At 42.1% G+C, this 24358-nt stretch carries 25 protein-coding genes and 1 riboswitch; of the genes, 15 read left to right on the plus strand and 10 right to left on the minus strand.

From position 1 onward, the window contains the following. Positions 1 to 107: 107 nt before the first annotated feature. From hybE to pyk, 11 genes are all read left to right on the plus strand, one after another. Positions 108 to 617 carry a hydrogenase-2 assembly chaperone gene (hybE, locus tag J5A60_RS04845; protein WP_109858832.1) on the plus strand — a complete coding sequence of 170 codons (510 nt, stop codon included), beginning with the start codon at positions 108 to 110 and terminating at the stop codon, positions 615 to 617. Between the two features lie 30 nt (positions 618 to 647). Next, the gene (gene hybG, locus J5A60_RS04850; protein ID WP_109858831.1) at positions 648 to 926 is read left to right on the plus strand and encodes a hydrogenase maturation factor HybG; all 279 of its coding nucleotides are present in this window, start codon (positions 648 to 650) and stop codon (positions 924 to 926) included. Between the two features lie 50 nt (positions 927 to 976). Then, positions 977 to 1750 (plus strand): restriction endonuclease, encoded by a 774-nt coding sequence (locus J5A60_RS04855; protein WP_109858830.1) that lies wholly within the window; start codon positions 977 to 979, stop codon positions 1748 to 1750. A 163-nt stretch (positions 1751 to 1913) separates the two neighbouring features. Further along, on the plus strand, positions 1914 to 2159 hold the full coding sequence (locus J5A60_RS04860) for a YgjV family protein (protein ID WP_109858829.1): 246 nt from the start codon (positions 1914 to 1916) through the stop codon (positions 2157 to 2159). Positions 2160 to 2374: 215 nt separating this feature from the next. Further along, complete coding sequence (locus tag J5A60_RS04865) at positions 2375 to 2641, plus strand: oxaloacetate decarboxylase subunit gamma (RefSeq protein ID WP_109858828.1); 267 nt, start codon at positions 2375 to 2377, stop codon at positions 2639 to 2641. A 16-nt stretch (positions 2642 to 2657) separates the two neighbouring features. Further along, positions 2658 to 4451: a sodium-extruding oxaloacetate decarboxylase subunit alpha gene (gene oadA, locus J5A60_RS04870; RefSeq protein ID WP_212509632.1), complete on the plus strand. Its 1794-nt coding sequence runs from the start codon at positions 2658 to 2660 to the stop codon at positions 4449 to 4451. A 10-nt stretch (positions 4452 to 4461) separates the two neighbouring features. Then, entirely contained in the window at positions 4462 to 5766 is a 1305-nt protein-coding gene (locus J5A60_RS04875) for a sodium ion-translocating decarboxylase subunit beta (RefSeq protein WP_212509633.1), read from the plus strand. Positions 5767 to 6026: 260 nt separating this feature from the next. Then, the gene (locus J5A60_RS04880) at positions 6027 to 6782 is read left to right on the plus strand and encodes an SDR family oxidoreductase (RefSeq protein WP_212509634.1); all 756 of its coding nucleotides are present in this window, start codon (positions 6027 to 6029) and stop codon (positions 6780 to 6782) included. A gap of 16 nt (positions 6783 to 6798) precedes the next feature. Continuing rightward, positions 6799 to 7992 (plus strand): tryptophan synthase subunit beta, encoded by a 1194-nt coding sequence (gene trpB, locus J5A60_RS04885; protein WP_212509635.1) that lies wholly within the window; start codon positions 6799 to 6801, stop codon positions 7990 to 7992. A gap of 2 nt (positions 7993 to 7994) precedes the next feature. After that, entirely contained in the window at positions 7995 to 8801 is an 807-nt protein-coding gene (trpA, locus tag J5A60_RS04890; RefSeq protein WP_048750406.1) for a tryptophan synthase subunit alpha, read from the plus strand. 215 nt (positions 8802 to 9016) lie between these two features. Further along, positions 9017 to 10456: a pyruvate kinase gene (pyk, locus tag J5A60_RS04895; protein ID WP_212509636.1), complete on the plus strand. Its 1440-nt coding sequence runs from the start codon at positions 9017 to 9019 to the stop codon at positions 10454 to 10456. Positions 10457 to 10588: 132 nt separating this feature from the next. Here pyk and bioD read toward each other — a convergent pair whose 3' ends face one another. Continuing rightward, a complete protein-coding gene (gene bioD / locus J5A60_RS04900; protein ID WP_212509637.1) occupies positions 10589 to 11317 on the minus strand; it encodes a dethiobiotin synthase in 729 nt (242 codons plus the stop codon). Between the two features lie 103 nt (positions 11318 to 11420). Beyond that, positions 11421 to 12620 carry an ROK family protein gene (locus J5A60_RS04905; protein WP_212509638.1) on the minus strand — a complete coding sequence of 400 codons (1200 nt, stop codon included), beginning with the start codon at positions 12618 to 12620 and terminating at the stop codon, positions 11421 to 11423. Positions 12621 to 12816: 196 nt separating this feature from the next. Between J5A60_RS04905 and asnS the strand changes: the two genes are divergently transcribed. After that, positions 12817 to 14220: an asparagine--tRNA ligase gene (asnS, locus tag J5A60_RS04910; RefSeq protein WP_048750409.1), complete on the plus strand. Its 1404-nt coding sequence runs from the start codon at positions 12817 to 12819 to the stop codon at positions 14218 to 14220. A gap of 159 nt (positions 14221 to 14379) precedes the next feature. Here asnS and J5A60_RS04915 read toward each other — a convergent pair whose 3' ends face one another. From J5A60_RS04915 to moaA, 6 genes are all read right to left on the minus strand, one after another. Continuing rightward, a complete protein-coding gene (locus J5A60_RS04915) occupies positions 14380 to 14823 on the minus strand; it encodes a ClpXP protease specificity-enhancing factor (RefSeq protein ID WP_212509639.1) in 444 nt (147 codons plus the stop codon). An 11-nt stretch (positions 14824 to 14834) separates the two neighbouring features. Next, complete coding sequence (sspA, locus tag J5A60_RS04920; RefSeq protein WP_006718306.1) at positions 14835 to 15476, minus strand: stringent starvation protein SspA; 642 nt, start codon at positions 15474 to 15476, stop codon at positions 14835 to 14837. Positions 15477 to 15682: 206 nt separating this feature from the next. After that, a complete protein-coding gene (gene moaE / locus J5A60_RS04925; RefSeq protein WP_109103816.1) occupies positions 15683 to 16138 on the minus strand; it encodes a molybdopterin synthase catalytic subunit MoaE in 456 nt (151 codons plus the stop codon). Continuing rightward, positions 16139 to 16384 (minus strand): molybdopterin synthase sulfur carrier subunit, encoded by a 246-nt coding sequence (gene moaD / locus J5A60_RS04930; protein WP_109858816.1) that lies wholly within the window; start codon positions 16382 to 16384, stop codon positions 16139 to 16141. Then, positions 16384 to 16866: a cyclic pyranopterin monophosphate synthase MoaC gene (gene moaC / locus J5A60_RS04935; protein WP_212509640.1), complete on the minus strand. Its 483-nt coding sequence runs from the start codon at positions 16864 to 16866 to the stop codon at positions 16384 to 16386. Before moaC ends, moaD begins: the two co-directional genes overlap by 1 nt. Before the next feature lie 52 nt (positions 16867 to 16918). Beyond that, positions 16919 to 17932 carry a GTP 3',8-cyclase MoaA gene (moaA, locus tag J5A60_RS04940; protein ID WP_212509641.1) on the minus strand — a complete coding sequence of 338 codons (1014 nt, stop codon included), beginning with the start codon at positions 17930 to 17932 and terminating at the stop codon, positions 16919 to 16921. After that, positions 17921 to 18082, minus strand: a riboswitch (molybdenum cofactor riboswitch). Its footprint overlaps the gene before it by 12 nt. 226 nt (positions 18083 to 18308) lie before the next feature. Here moaA and yvcK point away from each other — a divergent pair. Together yvcK and pepE are read left to right on the plus strand one after the other, a co-directional pair. Further along, positions 18309 to 19277, plus strand: coding sequence for a uridine diphosphate-N-acetylglucosamine-binding protein YvcK (yvcK, locus tag J5A60_RS04945; RefSeq protein WP_212509642.1), 969 nt, complete (start codon positions 18309 to 18311; stop codon positions 19275 to 19277). Positions 19278 to 19416: 139 nt separating this feature from the next. Beyond that, a complete protein-coding gene (pepE, locus tag J5A60_RS04950; RefSeq protein WP_212509643.1) occupies positions 19417 to 20127 on the plus strand; it encodes a dipeptidase PepE in 711 nt (236 codons plus the stop codon). Positions 20128 to 20218: 91 nt separating this feature from the next. On the opposite strand, the gene thiI is transcribed toward pepE, so the two are convergent. Then, positions 20219 to 21667: a tRNA uracil 4-sulfurtransferase ThiI gene (gene thiI, locus J5A60_RS04955; RefSeq protein WP_212509644.1), complete on the minus strand. Its 1449-nt coding sequence runs from the start codon at positions 21665 to 21667 to the stop codon at positions 20219 to 20221. Positions 21668 to 21958: 291 nt separating this feature from the next. Here thiI and J5A60_RS04960 point away from each other — a divergent pair, with 291 nt between their 5' ends. Then, complete coding sequence (locus tag J5A60_RS04960; protein ID WP_212509645.1) at positions 21959 to 23443, plus strand: aldehyde dehydrogenase family protein; 1485 nt, start codon at positions 21959 to 21961, stop codon at positions 23441 to 23443. Positions 23444 to 23519: 76 nt separating this feature from the next. Here the strand turns inward: J5A60_RS04960 and J5A60_RS04965 are convergent, their stop codons facing one another. Further along, the gene (locus tag J5A60_RS04965; RefSeq protein WP_212509646.1) at positions 23520 to 24296 is read right to left on the minus strand and encodes an MmcQ/YjbR family DNA-binding protein; all 777 of its coding nucleotides are present in this window, start codon (positions 24294 to 24296) and stop codon (positions 23520 to 23522) included. Between the last annotated feature and the right edge of the window lie 62 nt (positions 24297 to 24358).

Here is a 24358-nt window from a genome sequence, read left to right on the forward strand (position 1 = left end):
ATTGACAAACACCCACTGATAGCGCGCGTCTCTGACGCGTGCTTATTTTATTAATACTTCTGGCACACGTTATAGAACGCACGCCACTATTTTGTGAAAAGTTAACCATGTACCGACACGAAAAAACTCCTGAAAATGCCACCGCACTTTTAACCTCCGTTACTGGCTTTGATGAAAACCCAACTGAGCTCTTTCTTGCTGAAATGCAAAAAATTGTGCCTGAAATGCAGGATCTTCCTTTCTATCACAAAGGCATTGAATGTTTCTGTCCAAAATTCGTTGTATTTGAAGGACAATGGGTCGGCTCGGTGTTAACCCCATGGATGATTAGCGTCGTTATTCTGCCAGGCCCGCAACAAACGTGGGAACCGCGAGAATTAGGTGATAAACTCACTGTACAACTGCCTTACAAGGCGCTTACTTTCACGGTCAGTGGCGTTGAAACCGTACCGCAATACTTAAGCTGTTCCTTGCATTCCCCGCTTGATCCGAATCTTAGTAACAAACAAGCTATCCAACTAACACAGGATTGCCTACGCATGATTTTATCCATGCCGACCAAACAAGCGACGTTTGATCCAGATCGCCGCAATTTATTTAAAGCAATGGTAAAATAAGCGAAAATTTTTAATCGGAGTAAATGAATTATGTGTTTAGGCGTGCCCGGTCAAATTGTAAAAATCGGCGACAGCGCATTACAACTTGCCACCGTTGATGTTTGCGGTGTGCAACGTGAAGTGAATATTTCCCTTATCTGTAACGATGATCCCAAACCTCTGCTTGGCAAATGGGTTCTCGTCCATGTTGGTTTCGCGATGAGCATTATTGATGAAGAAGAAGCTAAACAGACTCAAGAAGCCCTGCTTGCCATGAGTCAGTTGGAACATGAAGTAGGTGATTTTTTGGGGTTGAATCAGGGGGGATAAATTTATACTTCAATGACTACTAAAACTCTTATTATATTTTAAGGATCTTTATGGAAAAAGAATGGTATGTATTTCAAGAAACTATTAAAAATTATTTTCTTAGCCTAGGCCTATATGCAGAAACGAATAAAACAATAAAAGGTATAAGAACAGAGCATGATATTGATGTATACATAGATTTTTCCTTTATTGGTTTAGAAACCGTTTGGCTTATCGAAACAAAATGTTGGAATAAAAAAGTAGATAAAAATACAGTATCTGCATTTATGCATAGAGTAGGTGAAGCTGGTGCTGATAAAGGAATTATTGTTTCTAAAGAAGGCTTTCAAGCAGGTGCTGACGAAGCAGTAAAAAATTCAAATATTCTATTACGAACATTTGAAGAGTTAAAAAAAGAAACTGAACGTTATTCATTAACCAATATATTAAGCCCATATGAAAAGAGGTTTAAAATTCTTGAAGCACGATATTGGTCACATTCTAAAAAAATTAGACAAAAATATAATCTAAGAGCTTACATAGAAGATAACATTGAATTTTCAGGTTTCCTTTTGTTAGCAAAAATTTGCTCCGTAATAGAAAATATTAAAAATGTGTCCTACCCAATCGATCTATGTATTCCACAGTTAACACAAGTTGGAGAATTAGAAGCTAATAACCTTCAGCAAGCTATAAACTGGCTAAATTTAGGTTTAAATCTTTTAGATGAAAGATTAATACTTGCTGAAATAGAAATGCAGAAAAACAATGAGTTTTTACCTAAACTAGATTATCCCTCAATATCAATTGATTTCTACAAATATATATTTTCAGTACAAGCGTGAATACTTTCGCTATCTTATGAGAAAAATTTAAGTCGTTATTAATTGAAGATAAAAGCAGGCTTTCAGCTTGCTTTTTGTTTTCATATTGGTGTCTTATTTGCAAGACACGCTTATTTGCAATATTATTGCGCCCCATTTTATTTCTAACTCCCTGGAGGCATTCATGTTTGAAATCGATTCTATTGAGCTTTTAGGCTATGTGGCCACATTCTTTGTGGCAGCATCATTTTTATTTAAATCTATCGTTTCTTTGAGAACCGTTAACTGCATCGGTGCAATTTTGTTTGTGGTCTATGGTCTTCTTAAGGGTACCTATCCCGTAGCGTTATTGAATATTTTCTTGGTTTTAGTAAACGTTTATCAATTGTGGCGCTTAAGAAATAAAAGCACAGTAGTGAGTGTGAAATAGTCACAATAGAACTTCTCTTCAAATGCGTGCTGATGGCTTATTTAATTCGTCAGACAGCACGCAACATCATTTTAAAATAACGCTCAAATCCCCTTCAGAAAACACCGCACTTTTCCCTTTTCTTCTATTTCACTCAATTTATGATCTCAATCACGGTTTTGTGAAAATGACTTGGGTAGAATAAAAATCCCATATTAAATATAAGGATACGACTAATGACTTCGGCAGAACTTTTCGGTGAAGGAATTAATCTGATGTTTTCAGGGATGGGTTTTGTATTGGTCTTTTTGCTCATTTTAATCTGGGCAATCGGACTGATGTCAAAGCTGATAAACAAATATTTTCCTGAGCCTCAACCCTCACCAAAAACGCCTCCAAATACGACCGCACTTTCTGCGGCACCTACTGACGATTTTGAGCGTTTGCGCCCTGTAATTGCAGCGGCTATCGCGCACCATCGCCGTACCCAACAGTTCAAATAAAAATAAGGATTTTACTATGACTAAAAAAATTAAAATGACCGAACTGGTGCTTCGTGATGCTCACCAATCGCTTTTCGCGACCCGTTTACGTCTCGATGACATGTTGCCGATCGCTCAAGAATTAGACAATATCGGCTATTGGTCGTTAGAGGCTTGGGGCGGTGCAACGTTTGACAGTTGTATTCGTTTTTTAGGAGAGGATCCGTGGGTACGTTTGCGTGAATTGAAAAAAGCCTGTCCGAAAACCCCGTTACAAATGCTGTTACGTGGTCAAAACCTCTTAGGTTATCGCCACTATGCCGATGACGTGGTAGAACGTTTCGTCGAACGTTGCGTAGCAAACGGTATGGACGTGTTCCGCGTATTTGATGCGCTCAACGACCCGCGTAATATGAAAGCGGCATTGCAAGCCGTGCGTAAATTCGGCGGTCATGCACAAGGAACATTAAGTTATACCACCAGCCCGGTACACACCATGCAAACCTGGCTTGATACCACCGAACAATTATTGGAAATCGGTATAGACAGCTTGGTGATTAAAGATATGTCAGGTATTTTGAACCCGATGGCGGCGGCAGACTTAGTGCGCGAAATCAAAAAACGTTTCGACGTGGAATTACATTTACACTGCCACTCGACTACCGGTATGGCGGAAATGGCACTGTTAAAAGCCATTGAAGCGGGCGTGGACGGTGTGGATACGGCGATTTCTTCTATGTCCGGCACTTACGGCCACCCGGCAACAGAATCCATGGTAGCGACCTTACAAGGCACCGAATATGACACCGGTTTGGATATTCCGCGTTTGGAAAAAATCGCTGCCTATTTCCGTAATGTACGTAAAAAATACGCCAAATTTGAAGGTCAGCTACGCGGTGTAGATAGCCGTATTTTAGTGGCACAAGTACCGGGCGGCATGCTTACCAACTTAGAAAATCAATTAAAACAACAAAATGCTTCCGACAAATTGGATTTGGTTTTAGAAGAAATTCCTCGCGTACGTAAAGACTTAGGTTACATTCCACTTGTTACCCCAACCTCTCAAATTGTCGGCACACAATCCGTTATTAACGTGCTGACAGGCGAACGCTATAAAACCATCGCGAAAGAAACTGCCGGTATTTTAAAAGGTGAATACGGTAAAACACCTGCACCGGTAGATAGCGAATTACAAGCTCGCGTATTAGAAGGTGCCGCTCCGGTGACTGACCGCCCAGCCGATCACATTGCCCCTGAAATGGCGAAAATTGAAGCTGAAGTTGCCGAACAAGCCAAAGCAAAAGGGGTGAAATTAGCAGACAATGCGGTGGACGATGCTTTAATCGTGGCGCTCTTCCCTCAAATCGCTTGGAAATTCTTAGAAAACCGCAACAACCCTGCAGCCTTTGAACCGGCACCAACCGGCAATGAAAGTGCGGTGGAAAATAAACCTGTTTCTAAAGCAGCACCAGCAGCGTCCGGCTCCACCGTTTATACTGTGGAATTGGAAGGCAAAGCCTTTGTGGTGAAAGTCAGTGAAGGCGGCGACATTTCACACGTAGCCACAACCACAGCAGCTGCGCCACAAACCGCACAGGCACCAGCGCCAAGCAGTGGTGGTACACCAGTAACGGCGCCAATGGCGGGTAACATTTGGAAAGTGGTGGCAACAGAAGGTCAAACTGTCGCGGCAGGTGATGTGTTATTCATTCTTGAAGCCATGAAAATGGAAACCGAAGTCAAAGCGGCACAAGCCGGTACCGTGCGTGGTATCTGTGTCAAAGCCGGCGATGCCGTCGCGGTGGGTGATACTGTTATGAACCTCGTCTAAGGAGTTACCTATGGATAGCATTATTGCATTAATTCAGGGTATGGGACTGTTCCATTTGCAATGGGGTCAAGCAGTGATGATCGCTATCAGCTTGCTCCTATTGTGGCTTGCCATTTCGCGCAAGTTTGAGCCATTGCTATTATTGCCTATCGGCTTTGGTGGATTGTTATCAAACATTCCCGAAGCCGGGCTTGCCATGACGGCATTGGAGAATTTGCTTCATCTTGGTTCACCGGAGCAAATTGCCGTCATTGCGGCGAAATTAGGTGTCGCCGCTGATCCGGCAGTCATTAAAACTGCACTTGCGACAGCTTCCGGCTCTACCGTAAATCAACTGGAAGCCTTGTCTATGGACATGGGATACAGCGCCGGGATCTTGGCTTTGTTCTATAAAGTGGCTATCGGTTATGGCATTGCACCGTTAGTGATTTTCATGGGCGTAGGCGCGATGACAGACTTCGGCCCGTTATTAGCAAATCCGAAAACATTACTGCTTGGTGCAGCAGCACAGTTCGGTATTTTCGCCACCGTACTCGGTGCATTGGCATTGAACTATTTCGGTATTATCGAATTCACGCTCCCACAAGCGGCATCCATCGGTATTATCGGTGGTGCGGATGGTCCGACTGCGATTTACCTCACCAGCAAACTCGCACCGGAATTGCTTGGTGCCATTGCTGTGGCGGCTTATTCCTACATGGCGTTAGTGCCATTGATTCAGCCACCGATCATGAAAGCCTTAACCACGGAAGAAGAACGCAGGATCCGTATGACACAAATGCGCCATGTGAGCAATCGTGAAAAAGTCTTGTTCCCGGTGATTTTGCTGTTGCTCGTTGGTTTACTTTTACCGGATGCCGCCCCATTGCTCGGGATGTTCTGTTTCGGTAACCTCATGCGCGTCAGTGGCGTGGTAGAACGTTTAAGCGATACTACACAAAACGCCTTGATTAACATCGTCACCATCGTGCTTGGTTTGTCTGTGGGTTCTAAACTCATCGCCGATAAATTCCTACAACCGCAAACCTTGGGTATTTTGATTCTTGGTGTGATTGCCTTCGGGATCGGTACCGGCAGCGGTGTTTTAATGGCGAAATTGATGAACAAATTCAGCAAAAATAAAATTAACCCACTCATCGGTTCTGCCGGTGTGTCTGCCGTACCAATGGCAGCAAGGGTTTCCAACAAAATCGGACTGGAAGCAGATAACCAAAACTTCCTACTCATGCATGCCATGGGACCTAACGTTGCCGGTGTGATTGGTTCCGCCATTGCCGCCGGAGTGATGCTGAAATATGTGGGTGCAATGATGTAGCATTGAAAATGCGGCAAAAAAGCACCGCACTTTAGGTTCATTCCAAGTAAAAAAGCACGCTATTTTCTAGCGTGCTTTTTTCTTTCTCTTCAATTCATTAAAAAACAACCGCACTTTTTTTTACTCTCTTTTAAATTTCTTTATTAACACGCTATATTTTTACATACTAGTGTAGTAGTATGCTCTACATCATAGAAAGTGCGGTCATTTTTCTAAATGAATTTTTCCGTACACCAATTCCACAACAAGGAGAAATAAACATGACAAAAATTGCATTGGTCACAGGTGCCACCGCCGGTTTTGGAAACGCTATCTGTCGCACGTTATTGAAAGCGGGCTATTTAGTGATTGGTACAGGAAGAAGACAAGAACGTTTAGCGCAATTAGAACAAGAATACGGCAGCCAATTCTTTCCTCTTGCATTCGATATTTCGGATCGTCACGCGACTGAAAATGCATTCAAAACGCTGCCGACAGAATTACAAGCCATCGATTTATTAGTGAATAACGCAGGCCTTGCCCTTGGCCTGGAAAGCGCAGATAAAGCCAATTTAGATGACTGGGAAAAAATGATCGATACCAACGTGAAAGGTTTGGTTACCGTAACCCGCTTAGTTTTGCCGCAAATGGTGGCGCGTAATCAAGGGCATATCATTAATTTAGGCTCAATTGCCGGCAATTATGCCTATCCGGGTGGCAACGTTTACGGCGGCACAAAAGCCTTCGTGAAACAATTCAGTTTAAACCTCCGTGCAGATTTGGCCGGCACCAATGTACGTGTTTCCAATGTAGAACCGGGATTATGTGGCGGTACGGAATTTTCTAACGTACGTTTTAAAGGCGATGACGCCCGCGCGGATAAAGTGTATGAGAACGTCCAATATGTCACTGCACAGGATATCGCCAATATCGTTTTATGGCTCAATCAACAACCGGAACACGTGAATATTAATCGAATTGAAGTGATGCCGACGGCGCAAACTTTCGCGCCATTAAATGTGGCAAGAAATGGCTAACAAAAAAGGAAACTACATGTCAGACACGATTTTAAACCCTTATTTTGGGGAATTCGGTGGAATGTATGTGCCGGAAATTTTAATGCCTGTGCTTCAACAATTAGAAAAAGCATTTGTTGAAGCGCAACATGATCCGGAATTTCAACGTGAATTTCAGGATTTACTGAAAAATTATGCCGGCAGACCGACCGCACTTACACTTTGCCGTAACTTAACCAAAGGCACCAAAGCCAAAATTTATTTAAAACGGGAAGATTTACTCCACGGCGGTGCCCACAAAACCAACCAAGTTTTAGGTCAGATTTTACTGGCAAAACGCATGGGGAAAACCCGCATTATCGCAGAAACCGGCGCAGGTCAGCACGGTGTGGCGACAGCCCTTGCTTGTGCCATGTTGAATATGCCTTGCCGCATTTACATGGGTGCCAAAGACGTAGAACGCCAATCACCCAACGTATTCCGTATGCGCTTAATGGGGGCTGAAGTGGTGCCGGTGCAAAAAGGCTCTTGTTCTTTAAAAGATGCGTGCTGTGAAGCTATGCGTGATTGGTCGGCAAACTATGAAACAACCCATTATTTATTGGGTACAGCAGCAGGCCCTCACCCTTTCCCAACCATTGTACGCGAATTCCAAAAAATGATTGGCGAAGAAACCAAACGTCAAATCTTAGAAAAAGAAGGCCGTTTACCGGATGCCGTGATTGCGGCGGTAGGGGGCGGCTCAAACGCTATCGGTATGTTTACGGATTTTATTGATGAACCCAATGTGCGTTTAATTGGCGTAGAACCTGCCGGCCACGGCATTGAAAGCGGTGAACACGGCGCGCCGTTAGGCCATGCAAAAGTCGGTATTTATTTCGGGATGAAATCGCCATTAATGCAAACAGAAGACGGTCAAGTGGAAGAATCCTACTCCATTTCTGCCGGGCTAGACTTCCCTTCTGTTGGCCCGCAACACGCCTATTTGCAAAGCATTGGTCGCGCGGAATACCCTAGCATTACCGATGATGAAGCCTTAAATGCGTTCCAAGCACTGGCAAAACATGAAGGCATTATTCCTGCGTTAGAAAGTTCTCATGCACTGGCGCACGCGCTAAAAATGATTCATCAGGAACCGAATAAAGCACAAATTTTGGTAGTGAATTTATCCGGTCGTGGCGATAAAGACATTTTTACCGTAGATAAAATTTTAAATGAAAAAGGAATGTAATTATGAGCCGTTTTGAAACGACCTTTTCCCGATTACACGCAAAAAAGGAAGGCGCATTCGTTCCTTTCGTTACCTTATGCGACCCGACCTTTGACCGCTCTTTTGAAATTATTTGTACCCTCGTTGATAACGGTGCGGACGCATTGGAATTGGGCTTCCCGTTTTCTGATCCGTTATTGGACGGTCCTGTTATTCAGGCAGCCAATAATCGTGCGCTCAACGCCGGGCATAGCACGGAAGACTGTTTTAAATTGCTTGCCAAAGTGCGGTCAAAATACCCGGAGATTCCCATCAGCCTATTACTTTGCGCGAATTTAATTTTTGCCAAAGGCTTGGATAATTTTTATCAACGTTGTGCGGAAGTCGGTGTGGATGCTGTTTTAGTGGCGGATATTCCATTATTGGCAAAAGAAGACTATGTAAAAACAGCCAAAAAACACGGTGTTCAGCCCGTCTTTATTTGTCCGCCGAATGCGGATCAAAAAACGATTCAAGGTGTGGCTGAAAGCAGTGAAGGTTATACGTATTTGGTCTCGCGTGCTGGCGTGACCAGCGCAGAAAACCAAGTTCATGCGGCTAACTTAGACACCCTTGTAGAGCAACTCAACGCTCACCATGCTCCGCCTATTCTACAAGGTTTCGGCATTGCTCAACCGGCGCAAGTAAAAGAAGCTCTTCAACTTGGCGCAGCCGGCGCGATTTCCGGTTCGGCGACCGTAAAAATCATTGAGCGAAATTTAGAAAATCACGCCCAATGTTTAACGGAACTCGCTGAGTTTGTTCGCAACATGAAAGCCGCTACGAAATAACGGAAAAAATGACCGCACTTTTAATGTATAAATCGTAACCAATTATGTATAAAGGCTTTTCTTGGAATCCCACAAACAGCAAGGACTTTTCCCTAAAATGTGATCTCGATCTAATTTTATTTTAAGCGTATAATGCCGACCAGTTTTTTTGTGATTAAGAAATAATCATTCACATAAAGAAAATTTTATAAGATAAACATAGATGGAGAATGTTAATGTCCAGAAAATTAAGAAGAACAAAAATTGTATGTACCATGGGTCCAACCACTGACCGCGGTAACAATTTAGAAAAAATTATTGCCGCCGGTGCGAACGTAGTACGTATGAATTTTTCTCACGGTACACCGGAAGATCATATTGGTCGTGCAGAACGTGTCCGTGAAATTGCAAAAAGACTAGGCAAAACTGTTGCAATTTTAGGCGACTTACAAGGTCCTAAAATTCGTGTATCTACATTCAAAGATGGCAAAATTTTCTTAAATGTCGGTGATAAATTTATCTTAGATGCAGAATTACCGAAAGGTGAAGGTACACAAGAAGTTGTTGGCTTAGATTACAAAACTTTACCGCAAGATGTGGTTCCAGGCGATATCCTCTTATTGGATGACGGTCGCGTTCAATTAAAAGTGTTATCTACCGAAAACGCAAAAGTCTTCACGGAAGTTACCGTTGGTGGTCCATTATCAAATAACAAAGGGATCAACAAATTAGGCGGTGGTTTGTCTGCTGATGCATTAACTGAGAAAGATAAAGCTGACATCATTACCGCTGCACGTATCGGTGTAGACTACCTTGCAGTGTCTTTCCCGCGTTCTAGTGCCGATTTGAACTACGCCCGTCAATTAGCGAAAGATGCCGGTTTAGATGCCAAAATCGTTGCTAAAGTGGAACGTGCTGAAACCGTAGAATCTAACGAAGCGATGGATGACATCATTTTGGCTGCTGATGTCATCATGGTTGCCCGTGGTGACCTCGGTGTTGAAATCGGTGATCCGGAATTAGTAGCGGTTCAAAAGAAATTAATTCGTCGTTCCCGTCAATTAAACCGTGTGGTAATTACTGCAACACAAATGATGGAATCCATGATCAGCAACCCTATGCCAACCCGTGCGGAAGTCATGGACGTGGCGAATGCGGTATTGGATGGTACTGATGCGGTCATGCTGTCTGCAGAAACTGCTGCAGGTCAATACCCGGCTGAAACGGTTGCGACAATGGCAAAAGTTTGTTTAGGCGCAGAAAAAATGCCGGGTGCAAGCGTTTCTCATCACCGTATGAATGTTGAATTTGACGACATCGAAGAAACTATTGCTATGTCAACCATGTTTGCAGCCAACCATATGAAAGGTGTCAGCGCCATTATTGCGATGAGTAGCAGTGGCCGTACACCGTTATTAATGTCCCGTATTAGTTCCGGTTTACCGATTTTTGCCTTATCCCGTAACCAAAAAACATTAAACTTGTGCGCATTATATCGCGGTGTAACTCCGGTCTTTTACAATGATGTTAGCCGTACAATGGAAGGTGCTCAAAAAGCAATTAGCGTGCTAAAAGACAAAGGTTTCTTAATGACCGGTGATATCGTGTTATTAACTCAAGGGGCTGAATTTAGCGAAAGTGGTACAAACACTTGCCGTATTCTGACCGTTGAATAATTGATTGTATAAAACAAAAGGCTTAGAAACATTTCTAAGCCTTTTTTATATCAATTATATTGTCTTTATCGTGAAGAAAATATTAACTCACTAAAAATATCTTATTTCCTGACCGCACTTTATTCTAATGCATTAAGCAACTAACTCGGTTTTCATATAAGTTAAACGATCTACGTCTGTAATAAAACGACTTAAGTCTTGCTCTTCCGGTTTGTGAACATAAGAAACCTCGCCCAATAACGGGGCATCAATTTTTTGTTTCAAGGTTTCGATCACTTCTGCGTAGTGCCCCAATCCAGGGTTAATTCGATTAGCTACCCAACCCAACAACGGCAATCCTTTATCAATAATCGATTGCACTGTTAATAAAGCATGGTTGATACAACCTTCTTTAATACCTACCACAACAACAACCGGCATATGGTGCTCAGCAACCCAATCGGCAAAACTATAATCTTTATTGATCGGTGTTAACCACCCAAAAGAACCTTCAACAACAACTGATTGATATTTATCACGTAAATGAGCCAAGTCTTTATTTAATTTTTCAATATGAACCCGCTTACTGCCCTCTGTTAAGATAGGTATCGTGTGTAAAAACGTATAGCTATTCACTTCTTCATAACTAACTTTTTCTTCTGTACTCGCCATTAACGTTAATACATCAGGATTATCTTTCGTGTCATAGTCGCTATTTTCAGATAAATTATGTGGCGGATAAATCATTTCATCCTGACCAAATGCAATAGGTTTATAGCCGACAACCTGCACACCCGCTTTTTGTAAGGCCTGCATAATTGCCCGACTTACCACAGTTTTCCCTACATTTGTGTCAGTTCCGGTGACAAAAAAACTACTCATTAATATCCCCTTTTTCATATAATTTTCAGAATTCTAAGAGAATTTATAATGAGTAGTATTGAGCTAAAACAAATTTGCTGAATTTATTTACGATTTATTCCTGTTATTCCAAACTGGTTAACAAAGCTCCGTCATAAATTCCTTGCTTAATTGCGGCAGCAGCGACGACCGGACTATTCCATTCATATTTACCCATCACAACTTCTGCAACCTTTCCATGAGGAAAATAGGTCGCGAGTTTTTGATTGAGTTCTTCAAGTAAAGCATCTTTAACAATTAACATACTAGAGTTGAGCATGATCTTCTCTGCAGAGAAAATATGAAGGAGATTCATCAAAATATAGGCTAAACAATCTGTTAAATGATCCAAAATTCGTAATGCCGTCTTCTCTTGTTGGATAATATTTCTACACAAGAACTTAATTTTTTCAGCATTTGTGGAAAAATGATTATTCGGATACAGCAAATCAATGAGCTGAATAATTGCCCGATGGGTAATCTGATGTTGTACTTGATAACGCTCTACTTCCGGTAAATCACGATTAATTAGGGCTTGTAACTCATTTAATCGAGGAACGACTAAGTGATTAATATTAATTCGCTCATGCTCTCGATTAAATAAAATATTCCCTTCTGACAATACGTTAAAATTAACCTCATCATCTAATTGGATAAACAAAGCATCATCACAATTAATTGCATTACCTAAAGTCGATTCAGCTAATAACCAAGTCTTAAAATACTCTGAAATTAAAATTGGAACATCAAAATAAGGCGAAAATAACGTTCTAAGATTTAATTGATTAAATCTCTGACTTCCTAGTTTTATTAGGTTTCCGTCTTTATCCAATTCCCCACCGACAGTGACTGAAAATGTAATTAAATTTGATAATTCTTTTGTTTTATTAAGGAATTGTTCAATGCTACTGACTAAAAACTCATCGAGCGTTGACAATTTATTTGTTGATAGTGGGAAAATCTTTTGTTTAACAATAACACCGTTAAGCTCACTAAGTGTGATTTCAAAACGATCTTCCATCAATGTGGCACATAAGGACTGCCAATAGATTGGAGAGACACATAATGCGGTTGCCGGTCGTCCACGATTGTCTGTATTACGTACCGTTTTTTCCATAATTAAATGCTTTTCGATGAGATCGCGAGTAAGAGAAGTAATCGTCGCGGGAGCAAATCCGGAAAGTTTTGAAAGTTCAATACGGGAAATTTCTTCAAATTGTTCAATTAAACGGTAAATTCTGCCTAATTGAATTAGGCGTGAGGGTGTTTTTTCTTCCTTATTCATTCAATGCGTCCATATTTATTATCATAATTAATTTGACGAACGTAGTTATACCAGTTAACTCTTTTTACTCAAGAAATTTGCTTTAAATCTGCGCCTCCTGTCACAAAAATAAAAACCACCGGATAGATTTTTGAAAATTTTCGAACTTGAGGTAAACTAACGCGGTTTCTAAAAAAGCATTAATTCTGAGGTATATATGACAAAAATTGCATCAATTGTAGATGTACTACAAGGCAAAATTGCAATTGGCGAAAAAGTGACTGTACGCGGTTGGGTGCGTACTCGTCGCGATTCCAAAGCAGGCCTATCCTTTCTCGCCGTTTATGACGGTTCTTGCTTTGCTCCCATTCAAGCTATCGTAAATAATGATATCGTTAACTATGAATCTGAAGTATTACGCTTAACAGCCGGCTGTTCCGTGATTGTCACCGGCACTGTTGTAGAATCTCCGGCAGAAGGGCAAGCGGTCGAATTACAAGCTGAAAGTGTCGAAGTCACCGGTTGGGTCGAAGATCCGGAAACCTATCCAATGGCAGCAAAACGCCATTCAATCGAATATTTACGCGAAGTCGCGCATCTACGTCCTCGTACTAATATCATTGGTGCTGTTGCCCGTGTGCGTCACTGTTTAGCACAAGCAATTCATCGTTTCTTCCATGAACAAGGTTTTTATTGGGTTGCTACGCCATTAATCACTGCTTCCGACACGGAAGGTGCGGGTGAAATGTTCCGCGTTTCTACGTTAGATTTAGAAAACTTACCGCGCACAGATAAAGGTGCGGTGGATTTTAGCCAAGATTTCTTCGGTAAAGAATCGTTCTTAACCGTATCCGGACAATTAAACGGTGAAACTTACGCTTGTGCGTTAAGTAAAATCTATACGTTTGGTCCAACGTTCCGTGCTGAAAACTCCAATACAACTCGTCACTTAGCAGAATTCTGGATGATTGAACCGGAAGTGGCTTTCGCAACGCTCGCAGACAACGCAAAACTTGCTGAAGATATGTTGAAATACGTTTTTCGTGCCGTTTTAGCCGAACGTCGTGATGACCTAGAATTCTTTGCTAAACATGTTGATGGTGATGTCATTAATCGTTTGGAACGTTTCATTCATTCCGATTTTGCACAAGTAGATTACACCGATGCGATTGAGATTTTATTGAAATCAGGCAAAACTTTCGAATTCCCGGTTTCTTGGGGGATCGACCTTTCTTCCGAGCACGAACGCTATTTAGCAGAAGAATATTTCAAATCGCCTGTTGTAGTGAAAAACTATCCGAAAGACATCAAAGCCTTCTATATGCGTTTAAACGATGACGGAAAAACCGTTGCTGCAATGGACGTGTTAGCACCGGGAATCGGTGAAATTATCGGTGGTTCACAGCGTGAAGAACGTTTAGATGTGCTGGATAAACGTATGGCAGAAATGGGCTTAAACCCTGAAGATTATTGGTGGTACCGCGATTTGCGCCGTTATGGCACCGTACCGCACTCCGGCTTCGGTTTAGGTTTTGAACGTTTGATTGTTTATGTTACCGGTTTACAAAACATTCGTGATGTAATTCCATTCCCGCGAGCACCACGCAACGCAAACTTCTAATTTAATGATACACAGAATCGCCTTGTTAAAAACAAGGCGATTTTTTATGCTTAAAAAACACATTTAAAATTGACCGCACTTTTGATGCTTTGAATAACAAAAAAGATACCTAAGTGCGGTATCTTTTTTCTGTGTTTTTTTAATCTGATGATCGAGCAACTATTTAACAATGCGTAAGTGAGATGTAGATTTCTCCGCCTTTTTCGGTCTATCCGTTTTATCGACAGCTTTCTCAAACCCAATTGGTTGTTCTTCTGCCTGCGCCGGATGATCATCATAAGCTTCTTCCGGCTCAAACATCACGCCATCGCCATTCTCACGCGCATAAATTGCTAATGCTGCCCCCATTGGAATGTAAATATCCTGTGGCACGCCACGAAAACGGGCATTGAATTGAATAAAATCATTGGTTAACTGTAAATTTCCGGTGGCATTAGCAGACAAGTTCAACACAATTTGTCCATCTTTGACATACTCTACCGGCACTTTCACGCCCCAATAAGTGGCATCAACCACCAAATACGGTGTGAAATCATTATCGACCAACCAATCGTAATAAGCCCTTAATAAATAAGGACGTTTCGGGGATGATTTATATTCCATTTGGTCCCCTATTATTTTTCATCCATTAAGTTTTTCGGCGCTAATTCGCCCACGGATTGCAAGAAAGAATCGCGTTCAAAAATACGAGACATATAGGCTTTCACTGCTTTGCTGCCAGCACCGCTGAACTCGACACCCAATTCCTGCATACGCCATAGTAACGGTGCTACATAGCAGTCAATTAAGCTAAATTCCTCACTCATAAAATAAGCGGTTTGATTAAAAATCGGTGCAATCGCAAGAATTTCTTCTTTCAATTGTTTTAACGCATTCGCACGTTCAGTTTCGGAAGCGGCATTTTGCGCGGTTTCCAACGTTGGATACCAGTCTTGCTCAATACGTAACATTAGCAAGCGGCTTTTTCCGCGAGCCACCGGATAAACCGGCATTAATGGCGGATGCGGAAAACGCTCGTCCAAATATTCCATAATGATGCGAGAATTAAACAGCACTAAATCACGATCAACTAACGTAGGCACGGTACCGTACGGATTGAGTTCCATTAAATCTTCTGATAATGCTTGCGGATCTACAATTTCCGTTTCATAAGCTACGCCTTTCTCAGCCAACACAATACGCACTTGGTGACAATAAATATCGGTTTTATTTGAAAATAGCGTCATCACAGAACGTTTATTTGCAGAACTTGTCATCTATTCCTCCGACGACTTGGTAATAATTGAAATATTTAACCGATATGCCTCATATCGGGAAAAATGGTCGACTATTCTAGCATAAAGCGTCATGTCTTTTCCAAGAAAAGGCATGATATTTTATTTTTAATAAGCATAAAAAATCCGTTTTATAAAAAACGGATTTTTCTTTTTCAAATACGAATAGGTAAAATCAATGAGATCTCTTATTTCCACTTATCGGCAGCCGCATAATCACTGTCGCGACCTTCAATCCAGCGCTCCCCTTTTTCGGTTTGTTCTTTTTTCCAAAAAGGCGCTTTGGTTTTCAAATAATCCATAATAAATTCATTCGCGTGGTAAGCATCGCCACGATGCGCAGAAGCTGTTCCCACCAACACAATTTCATCACCGGTATTCAATTCACCTACACGATGAATGATAGAAATCTTTTGTAAATCCCACCGCGCTTTTGCCTGTTGAGCAATGTCCATCAAGGCTTTATGCGTCATCGCCGGGTAATGTTCCAAATACAAACTGCTGACTTCATCCCCTAAGTTCATATCACGCACTTTGCCCACAAACATCACTGTGGCACCAACCGAATTTTCTTCACTTAACCAGCGATAAACGGCATTTTGATCGAACGTCTGCTCTTGCACAGAAATTTGAATATCGTTCATTTAGCCCCCGGTCACCGGTGGGAAAAACGCAATTTCATCGCCATTTTGAACCGCACTTTCTAACGGCATTAAGGTTTGATTAATGGCCACCAAAAGTTTATCCGATTGCAACGCCAATGCCCATTTATCACCTTTCGCCGCAAGATGTTGACGTAATTCTTCTACCGTGGCGAAATTTTCGTTTACTTCAATGGCATCCAAACCGATTAATTCTCGAGTTTGAGCAAAAAATAAAACACGTAACATTATTTCCCCTCCGCAATAAAATGCCCGGATTTTCCACCGCTCTTTTCTAACAAACGTACCGTTTCAATCACCATGTCTTTTTGCACTGCTTTGCACATATCGTAAATGGTTAATGCGGCAACGCTTGCGGCAGTTAAGGCTTCCATTTCTACGCCGGTTTTACCGCTCAATTTACACAGGCTTTCAATGCGTACTTGATTGGTTTCAGGAAGTGCATTCAAACTCACTTCGACTTTTGAAAGTAAAAGTGGATGACACAGAGGGATTAGTTCCCAAGTACGTTTTGCGGCTTGAATACCGGCAATTCTAGCGGTAGCAAACACATCGCCCTTGTGATGTTGTCCGGAGAGGATCATTTGTAAGGTTTCCGGCGCCATACGAATATAGGCTTCAGCACGCGCCTCACGAACCGTGTCGGCTTTGGCGGAAACATCCACCATATTCGCCTCGCCATTCGCATTAATGTGAGTAAATGTGGTCATGATAATTTAAAAGTGCGGTTGGTTTTCTTGATGTTTTCAGTATCGACGTAAATTAACCGCCGATACTGGCTAAATGATTACGCACACCGCTATCGCCGACATGCAGATAATGATGTTCACGCTTACCTTGTAACGCTGAGAAAATTCTTGATTGCAAAAGCATTTGTTGCTCATCAGATTGTAACAAATCACGTAAATCAATCCCTTCTTCACCAAATAAGCAAAGGTGCAATTTCCCTTTGGCAGAAACTCTCAAACGGTTACAGCTGGCGCAGAAATTTTTCTCATAAGGCATGATTAAGCCGATTTCGCCCATATAATCCGGGTGACGGAAAACTTTTGCCGGGCCATCAGAACGATTTTTTATCTGCAATTGCCAGCCGTCTTGCAAGAGTTTCTGTTCTAAAATCTGTCCCGATAAATGGTGTTTTTGGAAGAAAGAATTCATTTCACCGGTTTGCATCAACTCGATGAAACGCATTTGAATCGGTTTATTTTTAATCCATGCCAAGAAACCGGAAAAGTCTTTATCATTCAAATCTTTCATTAAGACAGAATTGACTTTGACTTTTTGATAGCCACATTCAAAAGCGCGATCAATACCACGCATAATGTCATCAAACTTATCGACGCCGGTAATACGCTGGAACATTCTTGCATCTAGGCTATCCACGCTGACGTTAATAGACGTTACGCCGGCTTGTTTCCAATCGGCCACATCTTTAAACAAACGGAAACCGTTTGTAGTCAGTGCAATTTGTTTGATACCGTCAATGCCACGAATGCTTTCGACAATTGGCAGGAAGTCTTTACGTAAGGTCGGTTCGCCACCGGTAATACGGACTTTTTCCGTTCCCATCACAGCAAAGCTACTGACCAAGCGACGAATTTCGTCCAAGGTTAAAAAACTCGGCTTATTAGGTTCAGGCTGATAACCGTCAGGTAGGCAATAATTGCAACGAAAATTACATACATCGGTAATCGACAGTCGTAAATAGTAGTATTCACGCTGGAACGAATCAACGAGTTGAGCCGCGCCAACATTTTTGATTGGAATGGTTTGCATTTGACACCTTTCTAAAAACGGAGAGGATAAATCGTTTCCAACGTATCCCTGAATAATACCGACTTCGTATTATTGGCATTACCACCCTATTTTGTGTTCAACACATTGTGCACAAAACGTAGGTGAGTAAGCTCGGAGTTACATGCGGTTAATAAATTTTGCAGCATTGTAAAAGATTCACGAAAACAAAAGCAATCAATTAATTTGATCTAGGTTATAAATTCATAAAATTCTTTAAAATCAATTATATATACTTTTATATAGCGTTGATAAAATACCCAAAAACAATGACTAATATACCTAATAATAATTGCCAATCTGTACAGGCTCATAAACCAGGTTATAATTGCGCACGAAAATTGATAAGGGAAATAAGATGGCGGACTTTAAAGGATATCAACAATACGAAAATTTAAGTACACTCAAAAAAGTCGTCGCTATTGGTGGTGGGCATGGACTCGGCCGCGTGATGTCTTCTTTAAGTTTTTTGAAAGAACGTCTTACCGCCATTGTTACGACCACCGATAACGGCGGTTCAACCGGCCGAATTCGCACTAATCAAGGTGGCATTGCCTGGGGAGACTTACGTAACTGCTTAAATCAAATCATCACGGAACCAAGCACCGCCTCCGCATTGTTTGAATATCGTTTTGGTGGCAACGGCGAATTAGCGGGGCATAACCTCGGCAATCTCATGTTAAAAGCCTTGGAAGATATGCATATTCGCCCAACGGAAGCAGTCAATCTCATTCGTGAATTATTGCATGTAAAATCTTTTATTGTCCCGATGTCCGAGCAATCGGTACACCTCGCGGCCGTATTAAACGGTGGCAACAGCGTTGTTGGCGAAGTCAGCGTCGATAGCTTAACTGAACTACCCAAATCCATTTTTCTTGTGCCTTACGTCACCGCCACACCGGAAGCCATTCAAGCGCTAAAAGAAGCTGATCTGATTTTATTTGGCCCCGGTAGTTTCCTCACCAGCATTATGCCGCCTATTCTTCTACCGGAAATTACCGAACAACTTCGACAAAGCGAAGCAAAAAAGATCTTTATTGATAATTTAGGTATTGAGCACAGCCCGGCATCCAGTCTTTCTCTTGCAGATCGCATTCAGTGGATCAATAAAACCGTTGGTCAACCTATCATCGATGGTGCAATTGTGCCCTTTAATGCCGTACAAAATAGCCAACCCATGGAGATCAAAATCCTTTCGGGCCGTCTTAATGCAGACGATATTTCCTATCGCCACGATCGCGCGCTCCTCTGCTCCGCTATTGATGAACTCCTAGGTGAACTCTTAGAATCGCCGGAAGAAGAACATTCCGAACCCACCTCGCTTTAATAAAAAGTGCGGTGAAAAAACAACGAAAATTTTCACCGCACTTAAATCTCTACGCAGATCACAAATTTCACATTTTTTGCTTAATAAAAACACATAACTCAGCATAATGGTGAAGGTTATTTCATCAGGAGATTGAATTATGCAAAAAATGTTACTGCTTAGCGGTTCTCGCTATGGCAATACAGGCTATTTGGAACATGCCATTCCGTGGTTACAGGATTTTTTAGCAGCATACCAAGGCAAGAAAATCGCCTTTGTGCCTTACGCAGGTGTGCGTCAAACTAACGATCAATATGAACAAAAAGTGCAACAAATTTTAGCGCCCTTAAATATGAAAATTCAGTCAGTACATCATGGCAAACCGCACCGCGCCATTATTGAACAAGCGGATGTGATCGCCATTGGTGGCGGCAATACGTTTTGTTTGCTAAAGCAAATGTATGAACATGATTTATTGGACATTATTCGTGAAAAAGTGAAAAGCGGCACGCCGTATTTCGGTTGGAGCGCAGGTGCCAATATGGCAAGCAAATCCATCATGACCACTAACGATATGCCCATCACCTATCCACCATCTTTTGATGCGCTTAATCTATTCCCTTATCAAATCAATCCGCACTTTATTTCTGGCAAAATGCCGGGGCATAACGGGGAAAGCCGCGAAGAACGTTTTGAGGAATTTTTACTGGTGAACCCAACGGCACAAATTTACGCCATGCCGGAAGGCACGGCGTTTTTAATTAACGGCAATCAGGTGAAAATTCTGGGTGAGAATAATATTGTGCATTTCAGTAAAAATATGCAGCGCCGTGACATTCCTGCCGGCTCGGTGTTTGAAATCTCATTGTGAATAAAAAAGTGCGGTCGGTTTTCAGCTTGTTTTTCGAATGTAAAAACGTTTTGAAAATCGACCGCACTTTTGGAGGTATGATTAAAGAAAGTTATTTCTTAAACACTCTCACATTGTTAAATCCGCTTTCTTTTAAATACAATGCCTGCAACTTACTCATGACACCTCGTTCGCAATACAGCACATAATTCTTGCTTTGATCTAACTCGGCAAATTGACTGGAAAGTTTATAGAACGGCAACAGAATCATTGCTTGATGTTCAATGTGCAACGGATTTTCATCAATTTCTTCCGGGCTACGAATATCGATGATCACATCATTTTCATTCAACACAGACACAGCATCCACAGAAACGACTTCTTTCTCCGTTTGCTCGGCAATTTGGCGAATATCTAAATATTGCGCATTTTCCACCGCACTTTCTAGCACGGCAAAATTGAAATTGCCTTCCTCTTGTTCAATTTTCGCTTTTATCGCTTTCACTGTCGGATTTTTGGAAATCACGCCGCAAAATTCCGGCATGGATTTGGCGATGTCATCGGTGCCGATATGTTTTGCCATGGCGATGATTTGTTCTTTGTCGTGCGTAATTAACGGGCGTAATACCAATACGTCGGCAGCTTCATCAATTAAACGCAAATTGGTTAAGGTTTGGCTGGAAACCTGACCTAGCGCCTCGCCGGTCACAATCGCCTGAATATCAAAACGTTGCGCCACTTTAGACGCTGCACGCACCATCATCCGTTTAAGCACCACCCCCATTTGCCCGTTATCTACGTTCTCGAGGATCTCGCCTACCACGCCTTCAAAATTGATCGCCACGAAACGTACTTTGTGGGAACTACCGTAACGTTGCCAAATATGATACGCCATCTGTTTCACGCCAATTTCGTGTGCCGCACCGCCTAAATTAAAAAAGCAATAATGCACGCGTGAACCGCGACGTAACAACATATAACTAGACACGCCGGAGTCAAATCCACCGGAAATCAGCGACAACACATCTTCCTGCGTGCCAATCGGATAACCGCCGATGCCTTCATAACGGGCACGTACCAACATCATTTTGTCGTCTTCAATTTCAATACGCACCGTCACATCAGGATTTTTCAGTTGCACTTTGGCGCTGGCAATATGTTGATTCAATCCGCCACCGATATAACGCTCTGCTTCTATTGACGTAAATTCGTGTTTCCCTTTACGTTTCACTCGCACGCAAAAAGTCTTGTTTTCTAACTGAGATGCCACGTCTGACAAGGTTTGTTCAAAAACATCATGTAGGCTGGAAAACGGTTTCTCTTCTACTTGCAGAAAATGGTGAATCCCCGGAATGCGTTGCAGCTGCTCAATGAGCATCGGAAAATTTGCCTCAATTTTCGACCGCACTTCAATGTAATCCCAATGTTTCACTACCGTGACCGTATCATCATGCCTTGTTAATACATTACGAATATTGCTGGTCAGGATTTTCACGAACCGTTTCCGCACGGATTCGCTTTTAATCATAATTTCAGGAAATAATTTGACGATAAATTTCATGTTAATTCACTTTTTATCCAATAGAAAAATGCGGCGTATTTTAGCAGATAGTGCAGAAATTGCCATGCTGAGGGTTGTTTATTAACAATGAACAATTATCTGCTCCGCCATTAATTTTTCCTACCTTTCCTCATCACCACCAAAATGTGATCTATCTCGCAGTTTCAAGCCTTGCATTGTGTTCAAATTGAAAAACGGCCCTCTTTTAAGGACAAAATATTAAATGCCTGATGGCAGTAAAAGATCGGGGATATCACTTTGATTCACAACGTAGAAAAAAGGAGAGAACAGATGGCAAAAGATCTTAATGTCTTTGACAAACACTACAGTTTATTAATCAACGGCGAATGGACGGATGGCTCAGAAGGCAACACCTTAACAGCCCATAACCCTGCAAATGGAGACGCATTGGCGACCTTTATTGACGCCACCGATGCGGATGTGGATGCTGCTGTAAATGCCGCCAAAGAAGCCTTTAAAACCTGGAAAAATACCAGTGCGACAGAACGTGCCACGATTTTAAATAAAATCGCAGACATTATTGACGAAAATACCGAGTTATTTGCCTTACAAGAAACGCTGGATAACGGTAAGCCAATTCGCGAAACGCGCGCTGCCGATATTCCGTTGGCATCAGATCATTTCCGCTATTTTGCCAGTGTGATTCGTTCCGAAGAAGGTGTGGCAAACCAACTGGATAACGAAGACTTATCGTTGATTTTACGCGAACCGATTGGCGTTGTTGGTCAAATTATTCCGTGGAACTTCCCGTTCTTAATGGCCGCATGGAAAATTGCGCCAGCATTGGCGGCAGGTTGTACTGTCGTGATTCACCCGTCATCCTCCACATCATTGAGTCTGCTTTCCTTGGCGCAAAAGATTAATCATTTGTTGCCGAAAGGCGTTTTCAATGTCATTACCGGCAAGGGCTCCAAATCCGGCGAATATATGTTACGTCACCCGGGATTTAGCAAACTGGCGTTCACCGGTTCCACCGAAATCGGTCGAAAAATTGGTATGGCTGCGGCTGAAATGTTGATTCCATCCACCTTGGAATTAGGTGGCAAATCCGCCAATATTTTCTTTGACGATATGCCATTTGATAAAGCATTAGAAGGCGCACAAAAAGGGATTCTCTTCAACCAAGGGCAAGTGTGTTGTGCCGGTTCACGGATCTTCGTACAAGAAAGCATTTACGATAAATTCATCGCGGCATTAAAAGAAGAATTTAAGAAAGTTAAAGTCGGCTTGCCTTGGGAAGATGACACGCAAATGGGCGCACAAGTCAACGGAAATCAAATTAAGGTGATCAGTAAATACGTGGATATTGCCAAAGAAGAAGGTTGCCAAATTATCCTCGGTGGTGGCAAATCAACCGATCCGGCATTGGCTCGAGGCGAATTTTTCCAACCAACTTTAATTTTGGCGCCAGATAACAAAAAACGTGTCGCGCAAGAAGAAATCTTTGGTCCGGTTGCTGTGGTGATCAAGTTTAAAGATGAAGCAGATGTGATCCAAATGGCAAATGACAGCGATTATGGCCTTAGTGGCGCAGTGTGGACGTATAACATTAACCGCGCACTACGGGTTGCACGTGCGCTCGAAACCGGTCGTGTTTGGGTGAACTGCTATAACCGTTTACCGGCCGGCGCACCGTTTGGTGGTTACAAAACTTCCGGTATCGGTCGTGAAACCCATAAAATGATGCTTGCCGCCTATACACAGGTCAAAAATATCTTTATCAGCACTCGTGAAGAGCGTGAAGGCATGTATTAATCTTTCAATTTTCCCCTAAAAACAAACCGCACTTTGATTTTATCCCTTCAAAGTGCGGTTTATTTTTAATGTGTTTTTACTTTTCGACGAACTCTCCGCTCAACAGCGCAATTTCCTGTTTTAATGCATAAGGCATATGCCGTGGTCCGCGTACGGCAGTAACACCGAATTGCCCCATTTTCGCGCGTGGAATGAGGCTTTCATCATATTCTTTTAAGCAACGAATTTTCATCACCCGCTTCACCTGTAAATCATCCGTACGTTTTTGATGATACGGAATATTCACCTCCAACACCAAACATTTATAGCGAATAGCCCCTGTAGGTTCAGTGACGTACATATACACAATATCATCTACCGCAATATTGTTACTCTGCTTCCAGTAAATTTCTCCGCCTTCGCGCAAGTCTTTCTCCACATCATAATATTTCGGGTTGGCCGGCACGATCCATTCCGTATAACGCACGATCCCCAGTTGCTTCTTCACTTGTCGTGTAGCGGTCAGATCAAAACTGGCATTTAATAAAAACAATACAGTGTCTTTTTCTACGGAGCCATCTAGCAACACCGTCAACCAGTGATTTTTGTTCATGTGATAGGCTGGTAGGAATCCTGATTGAGGTAAAAATAAACTCAGCATTTCAGGGGAACATTTCACGTTCATCACCGGTAATTTCCCTGAGCCACTTAGCCCCAACGACGATTTTTCGACATTCATCACAATGGCATACCATTTTCGATTATCGGCATGACGCAACACCGCATAATCTGGATGGGTCTTCCACAAATATTCCGGTTTAATGCCATATTGGGTGAAGACATACTCGAAAACTTGTTGGGTTAACTCGGTCATTCCACGTTCCTTCTATCACTTTGATGACATCATTTTACGCCAATTTAGTCCTCAAAATAAAA

Source organism: Aggregatibacter sp. oral taxon 513, assembly GCF_018128305.1.
Taxonomy (GTDB): Bacteria; Pseudomonadota; Gammaproteobacteria; order Enterobacterales; family Pasteurellaceae; genus Aggregatibacter; species Aggregatibacter segnis_A.